Raw genomic sequence first — 17,181 nt, 5'->3', positions numbered from 1 at the left:
CGAGTTTCGTCAGGCGTCCAGGGGCCGCCAGGCCGGGCCGTCCCCATCCTGCTGGACGTGTCCGAACACCACGTCGGCGAAGTGGACGCCGAAGCCGATCGTGCCGGGCTCCGCCAGCTCGGCGACGAGGCGGCGGCGGTGCCCGGCGGTCCGGACGGGGTCGTGGTCGAAGGCCGAGGACCAGTCGGGGTGGTCGATCTGGATCGGCGAATGCACGGCGTCACCGAAGGCGATCAGACGCCGTCCGCCCCCGGTGATGACGTACTCGGCGTGCCCGACGGTGTGGCCGGGGGTGATCCGCACGCGGACGCCGGGGAAGATCTCCTGCCCGTCCGTGATCGTACGCACGCGCGGTGCGAGCGCCGCGACCTGCTCGGTCATGCCCTGGGCCTCCAGGAGGTCGCGCCGCTCCCACTCCGGCTCGGAGATCAGGTAGTCGGCGTGGGCGAACACGGGCCGGTCACCGCCGGGGGCGGGATGGCAGGCCCAGCCGAGGTGGTCGGAGTGCAGGTGGGTGAAGGCCACCGCTTCGATGTCCTCGGGGGTGCGACCGAGTTCGGCCAGGCTGCGCGGGAGCGCACCGCCGTGGATCACGCCGATCGGGCCGCCCGGAACCTCGAGCGTCCGCGGGCCGAAGCCCGCGTCGATCAGCAGCGCGCGGTCGCCGTGCTCCACCAGCAGACCGCCGACGCTCCCCACGAGGTGGCCCGTGGCGTCCAGGTACTCCGGGTGCGCCGCCCACACCTCGTCGGTGGTGTCCTGGAGCAGCTCCAGCGGCCGGAGCCGCACATCGCCGTCCGGTACGTACGTCACCTTCGTGCCGCCGAGCCGTATCGAGCGGATTCCCGCCGGCCGGCGCAGTCGTTCGCCCTGGTCCATCGTCAAGTCGGCCATGAGTTACCCCTTGTGAGTTGCCATCAGATCGTCGCCGGACTTCACCGTGGCGACGACGGCAACCATAAGCATCAAGTTCGAATCATTCAAGTTGTAAATATTTTGGCTTGACGGACTTGTTAGGGTGGTGGCATGACGACGTCCCCGGAGCGGCAGGCCATCGCCGAGCGACAGCTGTGCGGCCTGGTGAACGGGCTGGCCCAGCGGATCGCCGAGCACGTACGGGAGCGCGCGGCCACCCTGGGCCTCACCGCGTCCCAGGCGACCGCGCTGCGGGAGATGAGCGGGCCGATGACCATGCGGGAGCTCGCCGAACGCATGAGCTGCGAGCCCTCCAACACCACCTTCGTCGTCGACAAGCTGGAGAAGCAGAGCCTGGTCGAGCGCCACCCGCACCCCACCGACCGCCGTGCCAGGCACCTCGTCCTCACCGCCGAGGGCACCGCACTGCGCGAACGACTCCTCGGGCTGCTCGCCGTGGACTCTCCGCTGTCCGGCCTCACCCCGCAGGAGCAGCGCGTCCTGCACGGCCTGCTGGAGCAGGCCATCGCCCGTCCGTGAGCCGGTGTCGGCGCGGCAACTGGAGGCGGCCAGGAGTACGGGGTGCCGCGGCCAAGTCCTAGGCGGCGGCGATACGGGGCCGAACTCGGCCTTGCGGAGGCGGTGGCGCCACGACATGATTCGCCAGAGCAAAGCTGGAGGGGTGTTGTCTGTGGTGGACAAGCGGACCGTGGTGACCGCGGTGTTGTGTGTGGCGGCTGCGCTCGGCGCGTCCGCGGCCATGACGAAAGTGGTGCCGCCGGTGGAGGGCGGGACGTCGGCGCAGTCGAAGGCGGCACCGGGCCGGGCGGCCTCACCCAATCAGTCATCGCGATCGCAAACGCCAAAGGGCCCCCAGCTGTCGACCTCCCCGACCCCGCACCCTTCGCTGTCCCCGCCCAGCTCGCCGCCCGCCTCCGCGCCCACCTCCCCGCCCGGCCAGGGCAGCCCGGCGGCCTTCACCGGTGCGCTGTTCACGGGCGGCCTGGACGGGGGTCACTTCTGCACCGCGACGGTGGTGCGCAGCCCCGGCCGGAACCTCATCATCACCGCCGGCCACTGCCTGCTCGCCGGGCAGTCCGGCGCAGGCGGGGCGATCTTCGCACCCGCATACGCGAACGGCGTGGCCCCGTACGGCACATGGAAGCTCGACGAGGTGTACGAGGACGCCCGCTGGTCCAGCGGCGGCGACGACAACTACGACCTCGCATTCGCCCGCCTCGCCCCGGACGCCTCGGGCCGCGCCATAGAGGACGTCACCGGCGGCGCCGTCCTGGACACCTCCGGCCGCTCGGGCGAGCAGGTCACGGTCACCGGCTACCCCGCCGACCGCAAGGTCCCCCGTACGTGCAAGGCCGTCGCGGTCCGCGAGGGCGCGACGGAACAGCGCTTCGACTGCGCGGACTTCCCGGGCGGCACCAGCGGCAGTGCGTGGATAGCCGACGACGGCAAGATCATAGGAATCCTGACGGGCGGCGACTCGGACGACGTGTCCACGAGCACCATCCTGGGCGACTACGCGGCCTCCCTCTACACGAAGGCCACGTCGAGCCCGCCCCGCTAACCGGCCACCGCCACCGCCACCGCCACCGCCACCGCCACCGCCTCAGCTCACGCCAGCAGCCCCAAATGCACCGGCTCCGCCGGAGGCCTGCCCAGCAGCTCCGCCAGCCGCGGCGGCCACAGCGGCTCACCGAGCGAGACGAGGGCGTCCTGGGAGAGCCAGCGCCAGTGGGCATCCGGCGACTCCGGGACCGGCTCGCGCACTGGACCGCGGGTGACGTAGATGTGCTCGTGCTGGCGCACCGGGATGCCCTGGTGGGTGAAGTCGTGCTCCCACGTACAGAGCAGCCGCTGCGGCACGAGGTCGGTCCACCCGGTCTCCTCACGCAACTCGCGCCGCACACACTCCTCAGGCGTCTCCCCGGGATCGATCCCACCACCGGGCGGCAACCAGTGGATCCCGACCTCGACGTTGTTCTCCCGGAAGAGAAACACTGAACCGCTGGGCGAGAGGATGACAATCCGTGCTGCCTGCCGTGGAGTTCGCATCAAGGCAGGCTACGGCGGCAAGGCCGGGGCGGGGTAAGTTTTTCGAGGTCATGGCGCTCGGCGGGCGGCCCACCGTCCCCGGGCCCGGCCAGGCCGGGCCGGACAGTCGGTGTGGTGGTTGTGGGTCGCTACGCGCTCCTCACCGCTTGGGTCTGCGGCCCGGTGCAAGTACTACACCGTGTATCCCTTCCTGTCAGACGGCGCCGGCCCACTGTGTGAACGCGGTCAACGACACGGCGTCTGCACGCTTCATGCGGCGAATCCTCTCTACGTCGTCGCGCGTCACGGTGCTCCCGAACATGCTGGGGCGCCAGGCTGCAGGCCGCCTTCAGCGACTCGAATGCCGCGTCGGGCCGGCCCGCGCCGCCCGGCTACGCGGCTCCCGCCGCGAGGAACCCACACCGCCATCGGCTACCTCACCGCCAAGGCCGAGTTCCTGCGCTACGACATCGCGTTGGCCGCCGACTACCCGATCGCCACCGGCATCAGGGTGGCCGCACCGCTGGTGGCTGCGACGTGTTGCCCCGACATGTCGACGCCATGATGCGCGATCCGCCGGGGGCGTTTCCACGGGTGCGGGCGACCGGCACCCCGCATTGTTGGCCATCGTCCGCGCGGACGACAATCGCGCTGAGCGCAGCAGTTTGGGCTGTTCATCCCATGGTCGAGCGCGGGCCCCGGTGTCTGGAGAGAGCCGCGCTCGGTCAGGGCGTTGTTGGCTGGTTAGAAGAGTCCGGTGATGTACCGGGTCCATTCGGCGATCTTCAGGGGTTGGCGGTGGGTGGTGGCGCCGCCGGGGTAGAAGAGGAGGCAGCCGGTGGAGCAGGTGGTGGTTGCGGTGGTGCCGGTGCCGTCGTCGTAGCGGACGGAGTAGTTGGGGTCGGCCGGGGTGGTGGCCCAGAAATCGCCGAGGTTGTCGCCGGTCTTGGGCTGGAACTCCTTGTAGGGGATGACGGTGACGCCGTCGTCCACGCTCTTGTTGACCACGGTGCCCTGGGCGTTGCCTGTGCCGGCCATCAGGGGCCGGTTGTCCCAGCCACCTGCGCCGTACACGGCCCTGGTCTGGCCCTCAAGCTGGTAGATGCCGTTGATGAAGCGGCCTGGGTAGAGGTAGAGGTTCCCGTCGGCCTTGTTGCGGGCCAGGACGTCCTTGACGCCGTCGCTGTTCTGGTCACCGATGGCAAGGATGGTGTAGTTCTTCCAGCCCCCGCTGCCGATGACGTTGAGGTCGGATTCCTTCTGGAGCTCGAAGGGATCGGACTGGTCGGCTCCGCCGCCCTCAGTGGTGTGGCCCGGGTATAGACGCAGGCGGGCGTCGGTGCATGCGGTATCGATGCACTCGAGTGCGACCATGTCGCTGCCATTGGCGAAGCCGCTGTCGGTGCGCTGGTCCATGTCGCCGGGCAGGATGATCTGCCGGAGGCGTCCCCAGCCGTTGCCGTCGCCGCTGCCGAGGTCGGAGGGCGGGGCGAGTTCTCGGCGGGTCCAGTACCAGACAGCGCCCTGTCCGTTGCCGGGGTAGAGGTAGAGCCTGTTGTTGCTCAGGCGGGCCAGGATGTCCTCGTAGCCGTCTGGTTTCGCGGTGGGGCTGTTCAAGTCTGCGAAGTCTCCGCCGTGCGCGAGGAGAGCGCCGCTCCAGCCGCCTGTTCCGACCTGCTGCCAGGGCTTGACCTTGCCGGTGCCGTCTCCGGCGAGGAAGCCGAGCTTGCCGTCGTCGCCGGTGGCTAGCATGTCGCTGTAGCCGTCGCCGTTGAGGTCACCGGGCAGGTCCTGCGAAGCCGTCTTGATCAGGGGCGTCTGTCCGTTCGGGTAGACGAACGAGGCCTTGGAGGTCTTCAGGACGGTGGTGTCGACGTTGCCGTCGACTGGGGAGTGGTTACCGGCCAGGTCGTAGGCGAGGACGTGCAGCCGGCTCTCGGGCGAGCCGGTGGGCACGACCTCCAGCACGGTCTCGGTTGCGCCGGCGGCGACGGGTACCCACGTGTCGTCGGAACAGCGGCTGCCGTCGATCGAGATCGGGCGGTCCATGGACCAGCAGAACCCGGCCAGGTCACCCGCCGTGTTCTTGGCCTTGATGCGGAGCTTGGTGCGGGCCTGCGTGGTCGTCAGCGCGGTGCCGTCATCCCTTGTGACGGTGACCGGGTTTGTGGGCCCTACCTTGTCTACGGTGAATCCGCAGTCGGCGGTGAAGGGGCTGTCGGGGCCTTCGCCGTCCTTGGCGCGGACCTTCCACTTGTAGGTGCCGTTGGTGAGGTTCTGGGCGAGGACGGTTGCTGTCGCGGTGCCGCCGCTGGCCACGGTGGTCGTGTTCGCTACGGGTACGGCTGTGCCGCTGCTGGTGGTGACGACGAATTCGGGGACGACGGCGCCGCCGTCCTTGTCGCGCAGGGTTGCGGTCAGGGCGAGGCCGCTGTTGCCGATGACACCACCGCAGGCCACTGCTTTATTGCCGTCACCACCGGGCGCCCAGGTGCCTTCGTATGCCGCGTTGGCGATCACCTCGGGCTTGAAGTTGTAGTGGACTTCGAGTACTGGGTTGTTGCGGAACCGCTTGAAGCTGTTCCTGTTGCCGAGGTAGGAGTCGGGGACGCGCAGGCCGAACACGAGCGGGTCGACGCCAAGGTTCGCGGCATCCTGGACGTAGCCGGTCAGTGCGTCCGACTTGAAGTCGTAGCCTTCAACGCCGGGGCAGAAGTTAGGGTTGCCGTGGGCGAAATTGCCTTGGGCAAGCTTCTTGTACCAGTAGTTGCCGCGAGTGCGCCACGTCGGCGTGGTGGAGATGTCCTGGGAGGTCCACAGTTCGGTGGGGCCGGCCGCGGCAGCGTCGCAGCCCCAGGAGTGGGTCTCTTCGACGGCGAACGTGGCGTCCAGGATGGTGGCGCCCTCCAGCCCGCTGGTGTTCATCGCGAAGAACGACTGGGTGTCACCGCTGCCGTTGTAGCCCACGCGCGGCTCGTCGGCCGGGGTGTCGGACTTCCAGCCCGAGCCGTTGGGGTAGTCGGCGTCCGGGGTTGCCGAATATACGACCGCCCACTTCTCCCTATAACCGCCGGTGAAGATCGGGTCGATGACCAACGGGAACTGTGTGGCCGAGGCCAGCAGTCCCGGATCCGGGGTCAGCGTCAGGGTGCTGCCGGTGACGTCTGCCGCGACGGGCGCCTGCCGCGGCTCCGTTGCTTCCGCGTCCGCAGCCGACAAGCTCATGGCCGTCATGCCGGACTTCGCGACAGGCTCTGCTGCCTCGGTGCTGGCGGGCTGCTCCCACATCTTTGGCGTAGGCGCGCTGAAGACGGTACGGCCAGCAGCGTCCTTGGCCAGCAGTCTGTCCGCGGCGTCGTCGTCAAGAGTGACGCCATCGGCGGTGACGCCGAGTTTGATGGATTTCAGCGCCGGGTTGGCGGCGGCTTCGGGGGTGTTGATGACGAGGTGTTCGGCGAAGCCGTTGACCTCGGCGATCAGCTTCAGGTCGACGCCAGGAAGGACGGACTTGTAGAGCGCGGTGTTCCCTCCCACCACCGGCTCCGGAAGCCTGCCCGGCCAGGTCAGCGCCAGCTTCTTTCCGTCGCGGACCATCGTCACCAGCGGGCTGTCGCCGCCGCCGGAGAAGGTGATGCCGAACGCGGCAGTGGGCCCCAGGGTGCCGTCGGCGTGGCGGGTGACGGTTGGGTCGGTCCTGCGCCAGGTGGAGTCCTGGCGTGTCCAGACGGGCAGGGTGAACTGCCGCTGAGTGATGCTGCCGTCGGGGTTGGCGTAGGTTTCGGAGTACTCAGTACGCCGGTCGATGATCTCGACCTTCTTGCCCGCCTTCCGCGCGAGGCCGAAGGCCTGGATCTCGGACGCGGCGAGCGGAACTGCAGTGTCTGTGCTCCCTGTTGCCGGAGCGTCGGCGGCCGATGCGATTCCGGGCGTTGAGAGGGTACTGATCGCGGTCAGGGGGAACGCGAGCGCGAGAAGTATGGCCAGCGGGCGGGTCAGACCTGCGCCGGCTCTTCGCTGATTCATGGAAGCTTCTGGTCTTTCTGAGAACTTCACGGCAAAGGGTCACCGCAGGGTAAGCGACACCATTCGCATTGGCATAGGGCGACCTGATGCAACGTCACGGGTTGGTGAAATCACGGCATCCGGAATGATCCACTTTAAGGCGCATGGGTGCGTTTTCGCAGGTCAAAGTGTGTCGAAGAAGGGTCTTGCGGAGGATGCTCCGCAACGTGTTGGCTGCGGTTTTATCTGTCTCTTATTCCCGTGGGGGGTTTGCTGTGTCCAACAGAACGGGCCTGATGTCCGAATTGTCCGGAGGTGATCGCTTTCAGAGAAAGCGACTGCTCCGGACCGGAATCGTCGGTGCGATATCAACCGCACTGACCGTTTCGATGCTGACCGCGCCAGCCTGGGCCGGGCCGGAGAAGTTCAAGCTGCGCGAGGTCCAGAAGGCCAAGTCGGTCAAGGGCGCGGACCTCAAACCGGGCAAGAGGAAGACCCTTACGCCTGCACCCGAGTGGAAGCCGACGCCCGTCGCCTGGCCTACGCCGGGGACGGCCGAGGTCACCTTGCCCGCTCCTTCGCCGCTGGCGAAGGCGAATATGTTCACCCAGTCCCAGGCCGGCTCCCTGCCTGTCCGCGTCACGCAGACCACAAAGGCCGCACCTTCACCCAGTGCCAAATCCCTGGCCCCGGCACGGGATCTGACTGCTCCCGGGCGGGTGAAGGTCACCGTCGCCGACCGCAAGGCCACCCAGCAGGCCGGCATCGAAGGCCTGCTGCTGTCCGTCCAGCGCTCCGACGGCTCGACCGCAGCCGGCACCGCCCAGGTCGAAGTCGACTACTCCAAGATCAAGGGCGGCTACGGCGCGAACTGGGCCTCCTCCCTGCAACTCATCGCACTGCCCGCATGTGCGCTGACCACGCCGTCGAAGCCGGAGTGCCTCAAGGGCACCCCGCTGCCTACGCGGAACAATGCAAAGACGGGCACGCTGACCGCCGAGGTGGCTCTGCCCCCGGCGGACACCTCCGCACCCGCCCCGAAGGCGGTGTCTTCCGCGCAGTCCTGGCTCGCCGCTCCGGCCGGAGGCATGACCGTCCTCGCGACGGCTCCAGGCACCAGCAGCTCGGAAGGTTCCTTCAAGGCCACCTCGCTCGCGCCCAGCGGATCCTGGTCCGCCGGCGGGAACTCGGGCGGCTTCGGCTGGAGCATGCCCGTCTCCGTGCCCCCGGTGCCCGGCGCGTTCATTCCCAAGATCGGGCTGTCGTACAACTCCTCCTCCATCGACGGCCGTACTGGTTCCACCAACAACCAGGCGTCCTGGGTTGGTGAGGGCTGGGATTACAACCCCGGCTTCATCGAGCGCAAGTACGTCCCGTGCGAGAACGACAAGCAGGGCGGCAACAACACCGAGAAGGTCGGCGACCTGTGCTGGAAGTCGGAGAACGCGACCCTGTCGCTGAAAGGCTCGAGCACCGACCTGCTCTGGGACGCCGACAAGGCCGTCTGGAAGCTGTCCAGCGACGACGGCTCCCGCGTCGAGCGGATCTACGACTCCGCAGGAAACAATTCCGGTGACGCGGACTCCGAGTACTGGCGCCTCACCACCACCGACGGAAGCCAGTACTGGTTCGGCAAGAACCGCCTCCCGGGCTGGACCACTGGCAAGGAGGTAACGAACTCCGTCAACGTCGTCCCCGTCTTCGGCAACCACACCGGTGAACCGGGACACGAGGCCGACTTCGCCTCCTCCAGCGAGATGCAGGGATGGCGCTGGAACCTCGACTACGCCGTCGACCCCCACGGCAACGCGATGGCGCTGTACTACAACAAGTACAGCAACTACTACGCGAAGAACGGCAAGATCGACGCCTCCGTCGCATATACCCGCGACGGGATCCTGAAGAAGATCGCCTACGGTTTGCGCGCCGGCGAGGTGTACTCCCAGACGCCGCCCCCGGCCCAGGTCGACTTCACCGTCGCCAACCGCTGCACCGCGACGACCTGCACATTCGACAAGGACCACGGCGCCGACTGGCCCGACGTCCCCGTCCATCTGCTCTGCACGTCCGGTGAGCAGTGTCTCCAAGCCTCGCCCACGTTCTGGTCGACCAAGCGCCTGACGTCGATCGACACCCAAGCGCTCGCCGGCACCGCGCTCAGCCCCGTCGATACCTGGACGCTCAGCACCTCGTACCCGCCCACCGGCGACACGAGTACGCCCGCGCTCTGGCTGGACTCCGTCCAGCACACCGGCAAGGCCGGCGCCCTCGCGGACATCACCCTGCCCAAGACAGTGTTCACCGGTACCCCGATGGCCAACCGGGTCGACTCCGCCGAGGGCCGGCCGCCGATCAACAAACCCCGCATCACCAAGATCACCAGCGAGACCGGCGCCGACACCCTCGTCACCTACAGCGCCCAGGAGTGCACCCCGACGAACCTTCCCACTGCCGACGACACCAACACCAAACGCTGCTACCCGTCCTGGTGGACCAGAGACGGCGCCGTGGACGAGGTCAAGGACTACTTCCACAAATACCTCGTCACCAAGGTCCAGGACACCGACACCACCGCCGGCACCGGCTCCCCCTCCAGGACCACCGTCTACCTCTACCCCGGCACGCCGAACTGGCGACGTGACCAGAGCGAATTCACCCTGGACAAGCACCGCACCTGGAGCGACTTCCGCGGCTACCGCACCGTGCGGACCCAGACCGGCATCACCAACCGGACCAGGACCGAGACCGACTACTACACCGGCATGGCCGGCGACAAACTCGCCAACGGCACCGAGCGCACCGTAGCCGCCATCAACGGCGTAGCCGACCGCAGCGACTTCAGCGGCAGGATCGCCGAGACCCGCATCTACACCTCCGTGGCCGGCACCCTCGCCGAGAAGACCACGAACACGCCGTGGGAATCGGAGACCAGCGCCACCCAGGCGGTCACCGGCATGACCGACCCGGACAAGCCGGGTGACGCGGCTCCCATTCTCGAGCCTAAGGCCGCCCGCCTCTCCGGCACCGCCACCACCGTCAGCAGCACGCTCCTGGGTGACGGCACCTGGCGCAACGCGACGACGAGGCGGACCTACGACAAGACGTACGGCCTGCCACTAACCGTTGGCACTGACGGGGCCGGAACCACCGAGGCCAGCTGCACGATCAACGAGTACGTCACGCCCGACACGGCGAACTGGCTGATCGCCTATCCCCGCCAGATCAGCAGCACCTCCAACACGACGTGCCAGTTCGCCCTGCCCAACAGCTCGGTGACCGGCGCGGGCCGCATGTCCTACGACGGCCAGGCCGTCGGCGTGGCGCCCAAGCCCGGCCAGGCCCACCTCACCAAGTCCGAGCAAGCCGCCAAGCTCGGAGCGGACAACGCGTTCGTCTGGGAAACAGCCGGCCAGACCACCCACGACGCGTACGGCCGCGTGACCACCGCTACCGGCCAGGACGGGCAGACCACCAGCACCGCCTACAGCCCGGCCACTGTCGCGCAGCCGACCAGCATCACCGTCACCAACGCCAAGGGACACACCACCACCAGCACCTACGACGGCCTCCGCGGCCTCTCCCTGGCCACCACCGAGGCGAACAACCGCACACTCACCTCCGAGTACGACGCTCTCGGCCGCCTCACCAAGGGCTGGACCGCCGGCCGCACCACCAGCCAGCAGCCCAACGCCACCTTCACCTACAACATCTCCCAGAGCGCCCCCTCGACCGTCACCACGAAGAAGCTCTACGAGGACGGCCTTTGGGGTACCTCGGTAACGCTCTACGACTCCCTGCTGCGCGAGCGCCAGACGCAGAGCGACGCCATCGGCGTGGTCGGACGTACCATCACCGACACCTTCTACGACGACCACGGCCGCGTCAGCCGGACCAACGCTCCCTACTACAACGGCTCGACGGTCGGCACGACGATGCTCGTCGTCGCCGACAACCAGATCCCCAGCGCCACGGCAATCGAGTACGACGCGCGCGACCGCGCAACCGCCTCCATCCTGCTCACCCTCAACAACGAGAAGTGGCGCAGCACCACCACATACGGTCCCGACTGGCAGGCCGTCGTACCGCCGCAGGGCGCCACCGCCACCTTGGTGGTCTCCGACGCACGCGGCCGTGTCACCGAACGCCGTGACTACAAGGACCGCACCCCCGTCATCGGGGCAGCGCCGAGCCAGTACGAGAAGCACACCTACGCCTACGACCCTGCCGGGAAGCTGTCGAAGATCACCGACACTTCCGGCCGGAACTCCTGGACGTACACCTACGACCTGCGTGGCCGCCAGACCTCGGCCACCGACCCCGACAAGGGCCGCAGTACCACCGCCTACGGCGCCGACGGCAGGCCTCAGAGCGTCACCGACGCCCGCGGCATCACCCTGGCCACCACCTACGACGAGCTCGGCCGCCCGGCCAGCCTGCGCAAGGGCACGGTCACCGGCACCAAGCTCGCCGAATGGACCTACGACACCGCCCCCGGCGGTAAGGGCCTGCCCGCGACCTCCACCCGCTACGACGGCACCGCCGCCTACACCAGCACGATCACCGGCTACAACGCCGCAGGGACACCGGCCGGCAGTCAGTTCACCGTCCCCCTCGTCGCGGGTGAGGAGAAACTCGCCGGCACCTACTCCATCACCGGCACCCTCACCCCCACCAACAGCCTTCCGGAGACCTCCGCCTACAGCACCACCAACACCAACGCCACCACAGCCCTGCCCGCCGAAACCGTCACCAACCACTACGGCGCGCAAGACCAGCTCGCCATCGTCGGCAGCAACCTGAACCAGGCCTACCTGCGCGGCGCGAGCTACACCGAGTTCGGCGAGCTGGCACAGGCCCAGCTTGGCAACCTCGGCTCGAATGTCGTCCAGAGCCTGAGCCGCGACCCGGTCACCCGCCGCGTCATCAGGGCCGACGTCGACCGCGATGCCAGCGGACCGGGCAACCTCTCCTCAGCCAAGTACACCTACGACCCCGCGGGCAACATCACCCGCGTCCTTGACGAGCAGGACGACTTCACCATCAAGGACGACCAGTGCTTCGCCTACGACTGGGCCGCCCGCCTCACTGACGCCTGGACCTCAGGTGACGACTGCACCACCAAACCCGTAGGCGGCTCCGGCACCCCGAACCTGGGCACCGTCGACCCGTACTGGACCAGCTGGACCTTCACCGACACCGGCCAGCGCGCCACCGAAACCCAGCACAAAGCCGGCCCCGTCACCGCCGACACCACCCGGACCCACACCTACCCCACAACCACCGGCGCGGCCCAGGCCCATGCCGTCCGCAGCATCACCGCAACCGGTGGAACCACCGGCACCGACACCTACGCCTATGACGCCACCGGCAACATGACGACCAGGACCCCCGCGGTCCCGGCCAGTCCCCAGACGATGACCTGGAACGACGAGGGCAAACTCACCTCCTCCACCACGGGTGGCGCCACCACCTCATTCCTGTACGACACAGCTGGCACCCGGATCCTCAAGCGGGAACCGGCCGCGACCACCCTGTACCTCCCGGGCGGCCAGGAACTCGTCCTCGACAAGACCGTGGGCACCGTCTCGGGAACCCGCTACTACAGCGTGCCCGGCGGCACCGGGATGCGGACCAGCACCGACGGCCGCCTCCGCTTCCTCACCGCGGATCACCACGGCACCAACACACTTTCCATCGCCGCCACCACCCTCACCTTCAACCGCCGCAAGCAACTCCCCTACGGCGCCGAACGCGGCACACCCCCCGCAGCCTGGCCCAGCCAGAAGGGCTTCGTCGGCGGAGACATCGACAAGACCACCGGCCTCACCCACATCGGAGCCCGCGACTACGACACCAAAATCGGCCAGTTCATCAGCGTCGACCCGCTGCTGAGCCTCGACCAACCGCAATCCCTCAACGGCTACAACTACGCCAATAACAACCCCATCACAGACAGCGACCCCACCGGCGAACGCAACGAAGAATGCGGAAGCCTCTACAAGTGCGCCCCGGGGGGCCGTATCACCTTCGACAACACCGATCAAGTAACAGACCGAGGCGGCGAAAACGATCCCGGCGGCGAGGTCTCTAGAAGCCACCATCAGCAGAGCAACAGCGGCAGCAGCAGCGGCGGCAACACCCACTCTGGACCACCAACCGTCACATCCCCCAGCGGCAACGTTTTTGTCTACCCTAAAGAAAACACCCAAGAATTCGCATACAAATTCAGCTCGATCTACAGAAATGAAATTGCAGATTACGGAGGTGCACCCAACGACCCCAAGATCGACTGGTATATAAAAATCGGTGCCCTTTTGGATGCATGCGAACAGATGCGCGACCGCGGATGTAACCCCGCACAGTTCATATGGGCCAACATGACGTCGACCGTCGAAGTAAACGGCCCGTTCGAGGGCGGCGGCATCAGCAGGGGTGCCGTAGGAATCCGAGGCGCGGGCGGTAAGGGCGGCGTGGGGAAGGGGGGCAATTGCTTCCTCGCAGGCACCCAAGTTCTCATGGCCGATGGCACGACTAAAAAAATCGAAGACATCACAGTCGGAGAAGAAGTCCTCGCCACCGATCCAGAGACAGGGAAGACAGAAGCCCGCCAAGTAACCGACCTCATTAGGTCGGAAGGAGAAAAGCACCTCACCGATCTCTCCATCGAGACACCCATGGGAATTAAAAAGCTCACAGCAACTCAAAATCACCCCTTCTGGTCCCCCTCCGCCAACGCCTGGGTCGAAGCACAGAACCTCACGCCCGGCTTCACTCTCCTAACCAACGACGGCATCACCGTCAGCGTCACAGCCAACAAGCCCTACACACAGCACGCCCCCACCTACAACCTCACAGTCGACGACCTCCACACGTACTATGTACTCGCGGGCAACACGCCGATTCTCGTTCACAACAGCTGTGGCGTGACCATTGATGGCGGTAAGTGGGATTATTTCTTCGGGCGCGTCAACTCCAATCCGCACAACGCGGAAAGGTCGGCCCAGAATGCATATCAGCTGGAGTCGATCGGAATCCGCGACAACGCTGCAGGGCGCGAAGTTCTGACCGAGCACTTCAATGAAGCGGCGAGGAGTGGGGTTGTGGAGACCTATGTGAATCCGAAGTCCGGACTCACGAACATGCGAACAGAGTCACTTCTTTATGGACCTCGCGGCTCTCTCCTGATTCGCTCTAACTTCGAAGTGACTGATAGTGGAGTAAGGCTCACTACGATGATCCCGGTTGGAGGTAGAGGCTATGGCAAGTGACGTCATGGAGGTTCCAGATGACCTGGATTTCATTGAGGTGCTCGGCTCGGCCCCTGAGCCTGCGGAGTATGACCCTGATGTGTGGCGTGTCGAAGTTCCGGTCGGAGCTGCCGGGTCAGTGACACTGAGCTTCGATATCGGCGCCAGGTCTGTACGGGTTACTAGAGAGTCGATGGGTGAATGCGATATCGAAATCTATCGCGAACAGGTGGATCGCATTCTCCTGTACTCGCGAGGTGGAGAGCGCGGGATTGTTGTGGAAGTAGGTACTCCTGGCTTCAGGTGTGAGCTTAGGGTCGTCGTGTCTCCTAGATTCCGCCTCGTGGATCCTATGCTGTATTTGGGACGTTGATGGGTGCACTATGACGTGCATTCGCTAGATTGAGGATGCCTCGACTCTGACTTGCTCTTTTGGGGGCAGGGCCGTCGAGCGGGACAGCCTTAATTATCCCATCAAAACTGAAGCCCCGTCAGGTGATGCCTGGCGGGGCTTCGGCGTGCTGTGACGGCAGTAGTTGACGGCAACGTCAGCGGACGGGTGCTGCCCAAGGCGCTGGGTCGTCGCTGTCGTCGGGTTGACCGCCGGCCTCGGCAGGGTTGCGGAGGGCGTGGCCGAGGAGGTCGATTGCGTCGCGCTGGAGGCGCAGGCGGACGTGGGCGTAGACCGTGGCCGTGACGCCGATGTGGGCGTGCCCGAGGAGTTCCTTGATCACGACGAGTTCGACGCCCTGCTCCAGGAGGAGCGTTGCGGTCGAGTGGCGGAGATCGTGAGTGCGCCGTGAGGCGCTGTGGTTCGAGTGGAGGTGAGAGACCTTCGCCGCTGATCCTGTCGCAGCAGGGCGGTGAAGCTGAGGGCAGCCTGATCCGGGTGACGCCGGGGAGGGTAGGAGCAGCCCTGACAAAGCCGGGACGGGCCAGTACTGCCAGATGGTTCGGGTTCGGCGAGCGGGACGGAGAGGAGTACGCGAGGAACCGGCGTGTGACACCCCCTTTATGCGACGCCAGCTCGAATCTGGTGGATCTGGGCTGGAAGCGGCGCGTACCCGTTGACGTGTTGGCGGGGAACTTCCGAGGCGGTGGGCGTGAGCTGCCAGGGAGGCTGCGAGGAAGGTCTGCGGCGTACTCGCAGCGATGCCGCAGGGGCATAGTCGGGCTCCTACTTCGTTGAGCGAACCACAGTGAACACGGGAACCGTCCCGGGTCTCGCCCTGCTTTCCGCGCTGCCGGCGGGGCCGGTGGGGCTGGGCGCGTCGACCGTCGATCGGTCCGGGACGGGGCGGAGCCGCCGTAGTACTCCGAGCCGGGGAAAGCCCGGAACATGGGGAAGGGCGGCAGCGGTTTCGAGAAGGGAAGGATGCTGCAATGCCGAAAGACGCGCCGCCGAATGGCGGTGCCCCGGACCGGGTCCCTGCGGGGTCGTGGTCTGGGGTATCGGAGATGCAGGCCAAGCTTCACCGTTGGGCGGTGGCCGGTCCCGGCCGCCGGTTCGATGACTTGTTCAACTTCGTGTGTGACCCGGCGACGCTGATCGTGGCGTTCGACCGGGTCGCGGGAAACCAGGGTGCGCGCACTGCTGGCGTGGACGGCCTGACGGTCGCCGACGTCGCGGAGCAGGTGGGCGTGCCCGGGTTTCTGGACGACCTGCGGGCCGGTCTCAAGGACGGCTCGTTCCGCCCACTGCCGGTGCGGGAGCGTAAGATCCCGAAACCGGGCGGGGCGGGCAAGGTCCGCAAGCTCGGGATTCCGACCGTTGCGGACCGGGTCGTCCAGGCGGCGCTGAAGCTGGTGCTGGAACCGATCTTCGAGGCGGACTTCCTGCCGTGCTCGTACGGCTTCCGGCCCAAGCGGCGTGCCCAGGACGCGATCGCCGAGATCCACCACTTCGCCTCCCGCGGCTACCGCTGGGTGCTGGATGCGGACATCGAGGCGTGCTTCGACTCGATCGACCACGCGGCCCTGATGGACCGGGTGCGTCTGCGGGTGAAGGACAAACGTGTCCTGGTGCTGGTCAAGGCGTTCCTGAAGGCCGGGATCCTCACGGAACTCGGTGAGCATCAGGACACCATGACCGGCACGCCGCAGGGCGGCATCTTGTCCCCGCTGCTGGCCAACATCGCCTTGAGCGTGCTCGACGAGCACGTAATGGAGCCGTGGAAGCCGGGCGGGGCGATGTCGACCCGCGGCAAGCGCGACTACCGGCACACCAAGAGGCGGCCGACGTGGCGGCTGGTCCGCTACGCGGACGACTTCGTCGTCTTGGTGCACGGTTCGCGTGAGCATGTCGAAGCGCTGCGCGAAGATGTCGCCGTCGCTCTGGCTCCGCTCGGGTTGAGGCTGTCACCGGCCAAGACCCAAGTGGTCCACCTGGGCGACGGGTTCGACTTCCTCGGCTTTCGCATCCGGTGGAAGCGCAAGAGGGGGACGAACAAGTGGTACGTCTACACCTTCATCGCGGTCCGGCCCGTCCGGTCGCTGAAGGTGAAGATCCGTGCCCTGACGCACAAGACATCGCAGCAGGACTTCGCGTCGGTTCTGACCAGGCTCGGTCAGATCATGCGCGGATGGGCCAACTACTTCAAGTACGCCGTGGCCAAACACACCTTCAGCAAACTGGACGACTTCACCTGGTGGAGGCTGGTCCACATGCTGCGGGCGCGCCATGGCTGGAACTGGGGACAGGTCCGCCGACACCTCGCCGCCTCCGGGCGGTGGAGGATCGCGGCCGACGGGATCGAGTACTTCCGGATCGAGGGTGTGACGGTCTCCCGCTACACCTACCGAGGCAACAAGATCCCAGCCCCATGGCCACCTGCGAACCCCGCCTGACGGCAGAAACCGTGGAGAGCCCGTTGCCGAGAGATCGGCACGGCGGGTTCGGAGAGCGGTCCGGGGAAACGGAGCGAGAGCAATCCCGCCACCGCGCCCCGGGCCGACTCACCAAGCGGAT

At 66.9% G+C, this 17,181-nt stretch carries 8 protein-coding genes and 1 pseudogene; 5 read left to right on the top strand and 4 right to left on the bottom strand.

Annotated elements, in window-relative coordinates; all coding sequences use genetic code 11:
- Positions 1 to 9 precede the first annotated feature (9 nt).
- On the bottom strand, positions 10 to 894 hold the full coding sequence (locus J7I97_RS19195; protein ID WP_214936481.1) for an MBL fold metallo-hydrolase: 885 nt from the start codon (positions 892 to 894) through the stop codon (positions 10 to 12).
- 132 nt (positions 895 to 1,026) lie between these two features.
- On the opposite strand from J7I97_RS19195, the gene J7I97_RS19190 reads away from it, so the two are divergent.
- Positions 1,027 to 1,455, top strand: a complete 429-nt coding sequence (locus tag J7I97_RS19190; protein ID WP_214936479.1) for a MarR family winged helix-turn-helix transcriptional regulator — start codon at positions 1,027 to 1,029, stop codon at positions 1,453 to 1,455.
- 151 nt (positions 1,456 to 1,606) lie between these two features.
- Positions 1,607 to 2,497 (top strand): trypsin-like peptidase domain-containing protein, encoded by an 891-nt coding sequence (locus J7I97_RS19185; RefSeq protein ID WP_308369296.1) that lies wholly within the window; start codon positions 1,607 to 1,609, stop codon positions 2,495 to 2,497.
- Between the two features lie 47 nt (positions 2,498 to 2,544).
- On the opposite strand, the gene J7I97_RS19180 is transcribed toward J7I97_RS19185, so the two are convergent.
- A complete protein-coding gene (locus J7I97_RS19180; RefSeq protein ID WP_214936475.1) occupies positions 2,545 to 2,985 on the bottom strand; it encodes an NUDIX hydrolase in 441 nt (146 codons plus the stop codon).
- 340 nt (positions 2,986 to 3,325) lie between these two features.
- On the opposite strand from J7I97_RS19180, the gene J7I97_RS19175 reads away from it, so the two are divergent.
- Complete coding sequence (locus tag J7I97_RS19175) at positions 3,326 to 3,529, top strand: hypothetical protein (RefSeq protein ID WP_214936473.1); 204 nt, start codon at positions 3,326 to 3,328, stop codon at positions 3,527 to 3,529.
- A gap of 179 nt (positions 3,530 to 3,708) precedes the next feature.
- Here J7I97_RS19175 and J7I97_RS19170 read toward each other — a convergent pair whose 3' ends face one another.
- Entirely contained in the window at positions 3,709 to 6,987 is a 3,279-nt protein-coding gene (locus J7I97_RS19170; protein WP_214936471.1) for a VCBS repeat-containing protein, read from the bottom strand.
- A 368-nt stretch (positions 6,988 to 7,355) separates the two neighbouring features.
- Here J7I97_RS19170 and J7I97_RS19165 point away from each other — a divergent pair, with 368 nt between their 5' ends.
- Positions 7,356 to 14,234, top strand: a complete 6,879-nt coding sequence (locus tag J7I97_RS19165; protein ID WP_214936468.1) for a polymorphic toxin-type HINT domain-containing protein — start codon at positions 7,356 to 7,358, stop codon at positions 14,232 to 14,234.
- 527 nt (positions 14,235 to 14,761) lie between these two features.
- Here the strand turns inward: J7I97_RS19165 and J7I97_RS19160 are convergent.
- Positions 14,762 to 15,010, bottom strand: a pseudogene (locus J7I97_RS19160) (tyrosine-type recombinase/integrase); the annotation flags it as partial.
- Between the two features lie 661 nt (positions 15,011 to 15,671).
- On the opposite strand from J7I97_RS19160, the gene ltrA reads away from it, so the two are divergent.
- Positions 15,672 to 17,060, top strand: a complete 1,389-nt coding sequence (ltrA, locus tag J7I97_RS19155) for a group II intron reverse transcriptase/maturase (protein ID WP_251049657.1) — start codon at positions 15,672 to 15,674, stop codon at positions 17,058 to 17,060.
- The last annotated feature ends 121 nt before the right edge of the window (positions 17,061 to 17,181 follow it).

This window comes from Streptomyces sp. ISL-87 (assembly GCF_018614095.1).
In the GTDB taxonomy this organism is placed as follows: Bacteria; Actinomycetota; Actinomycetes; order Streptomycetales; family Streptomycetaceae; genus Streptomyces.
The sequence above is the reverse complement of the archived record's forward strand: the minus strand, read 5'-3'. Positions and strand labels throughout refer to the sequence as shown.

Bases quoted from the DNA above. Each gene is read 5' to 3' on its own strand.
- J7I97_RS19195 (WP_214936481.1), bottom strand. From the start codon at position 894: ATGGCCGACTTGACGATGGACCAGGGCGAACGACTGCGCCGGCCGGCG.
- J7I97_RS19175 (WP_214936473.1), top strand. From the start codon at position 3,326: ATGCCGCGTCGGGCCGGCCCGCGCCGCCCGGCTACGCGGCTCCCGCCG.
- J7I97_RS19170 (WP_214936471.1), bottom strand. From the start codon at position 6,987: ATGAATCAGCGAAGAGCCGGCGCAGGTCTGACCCGCCCGCTGGCCATA.
- J7I97_RS19165 (WP_214936468.1), top strand. From the start codon at position 7,356: ATGCTGACCGCGCCAGCCTGGGCCGGGCCGGAGAAGTTCAAGCTGCGC.
- J7I97_RS19190 (WP_214936479.1), top strand. From the start codon at position 1,027: ATGACGACGTCCCCGGAGCGGCAGGCCATCGCCGAGCGACAGCTGTGC.
- ltrA (WP_251049657.1), top strand. From the start codon at position 15,672: ATGCAGGCCAAGCTTCACCGTTGGGCGGTGGCCGGTCCCGGCCGCCGG.
- J7I97_RS19180 (WP_214936475.1), bottom strand. From the start codon at position 2,985: ATGCGAACTCCACGGCAGGCAGCACGGATTGTCATCCTCTCGCCCAGC.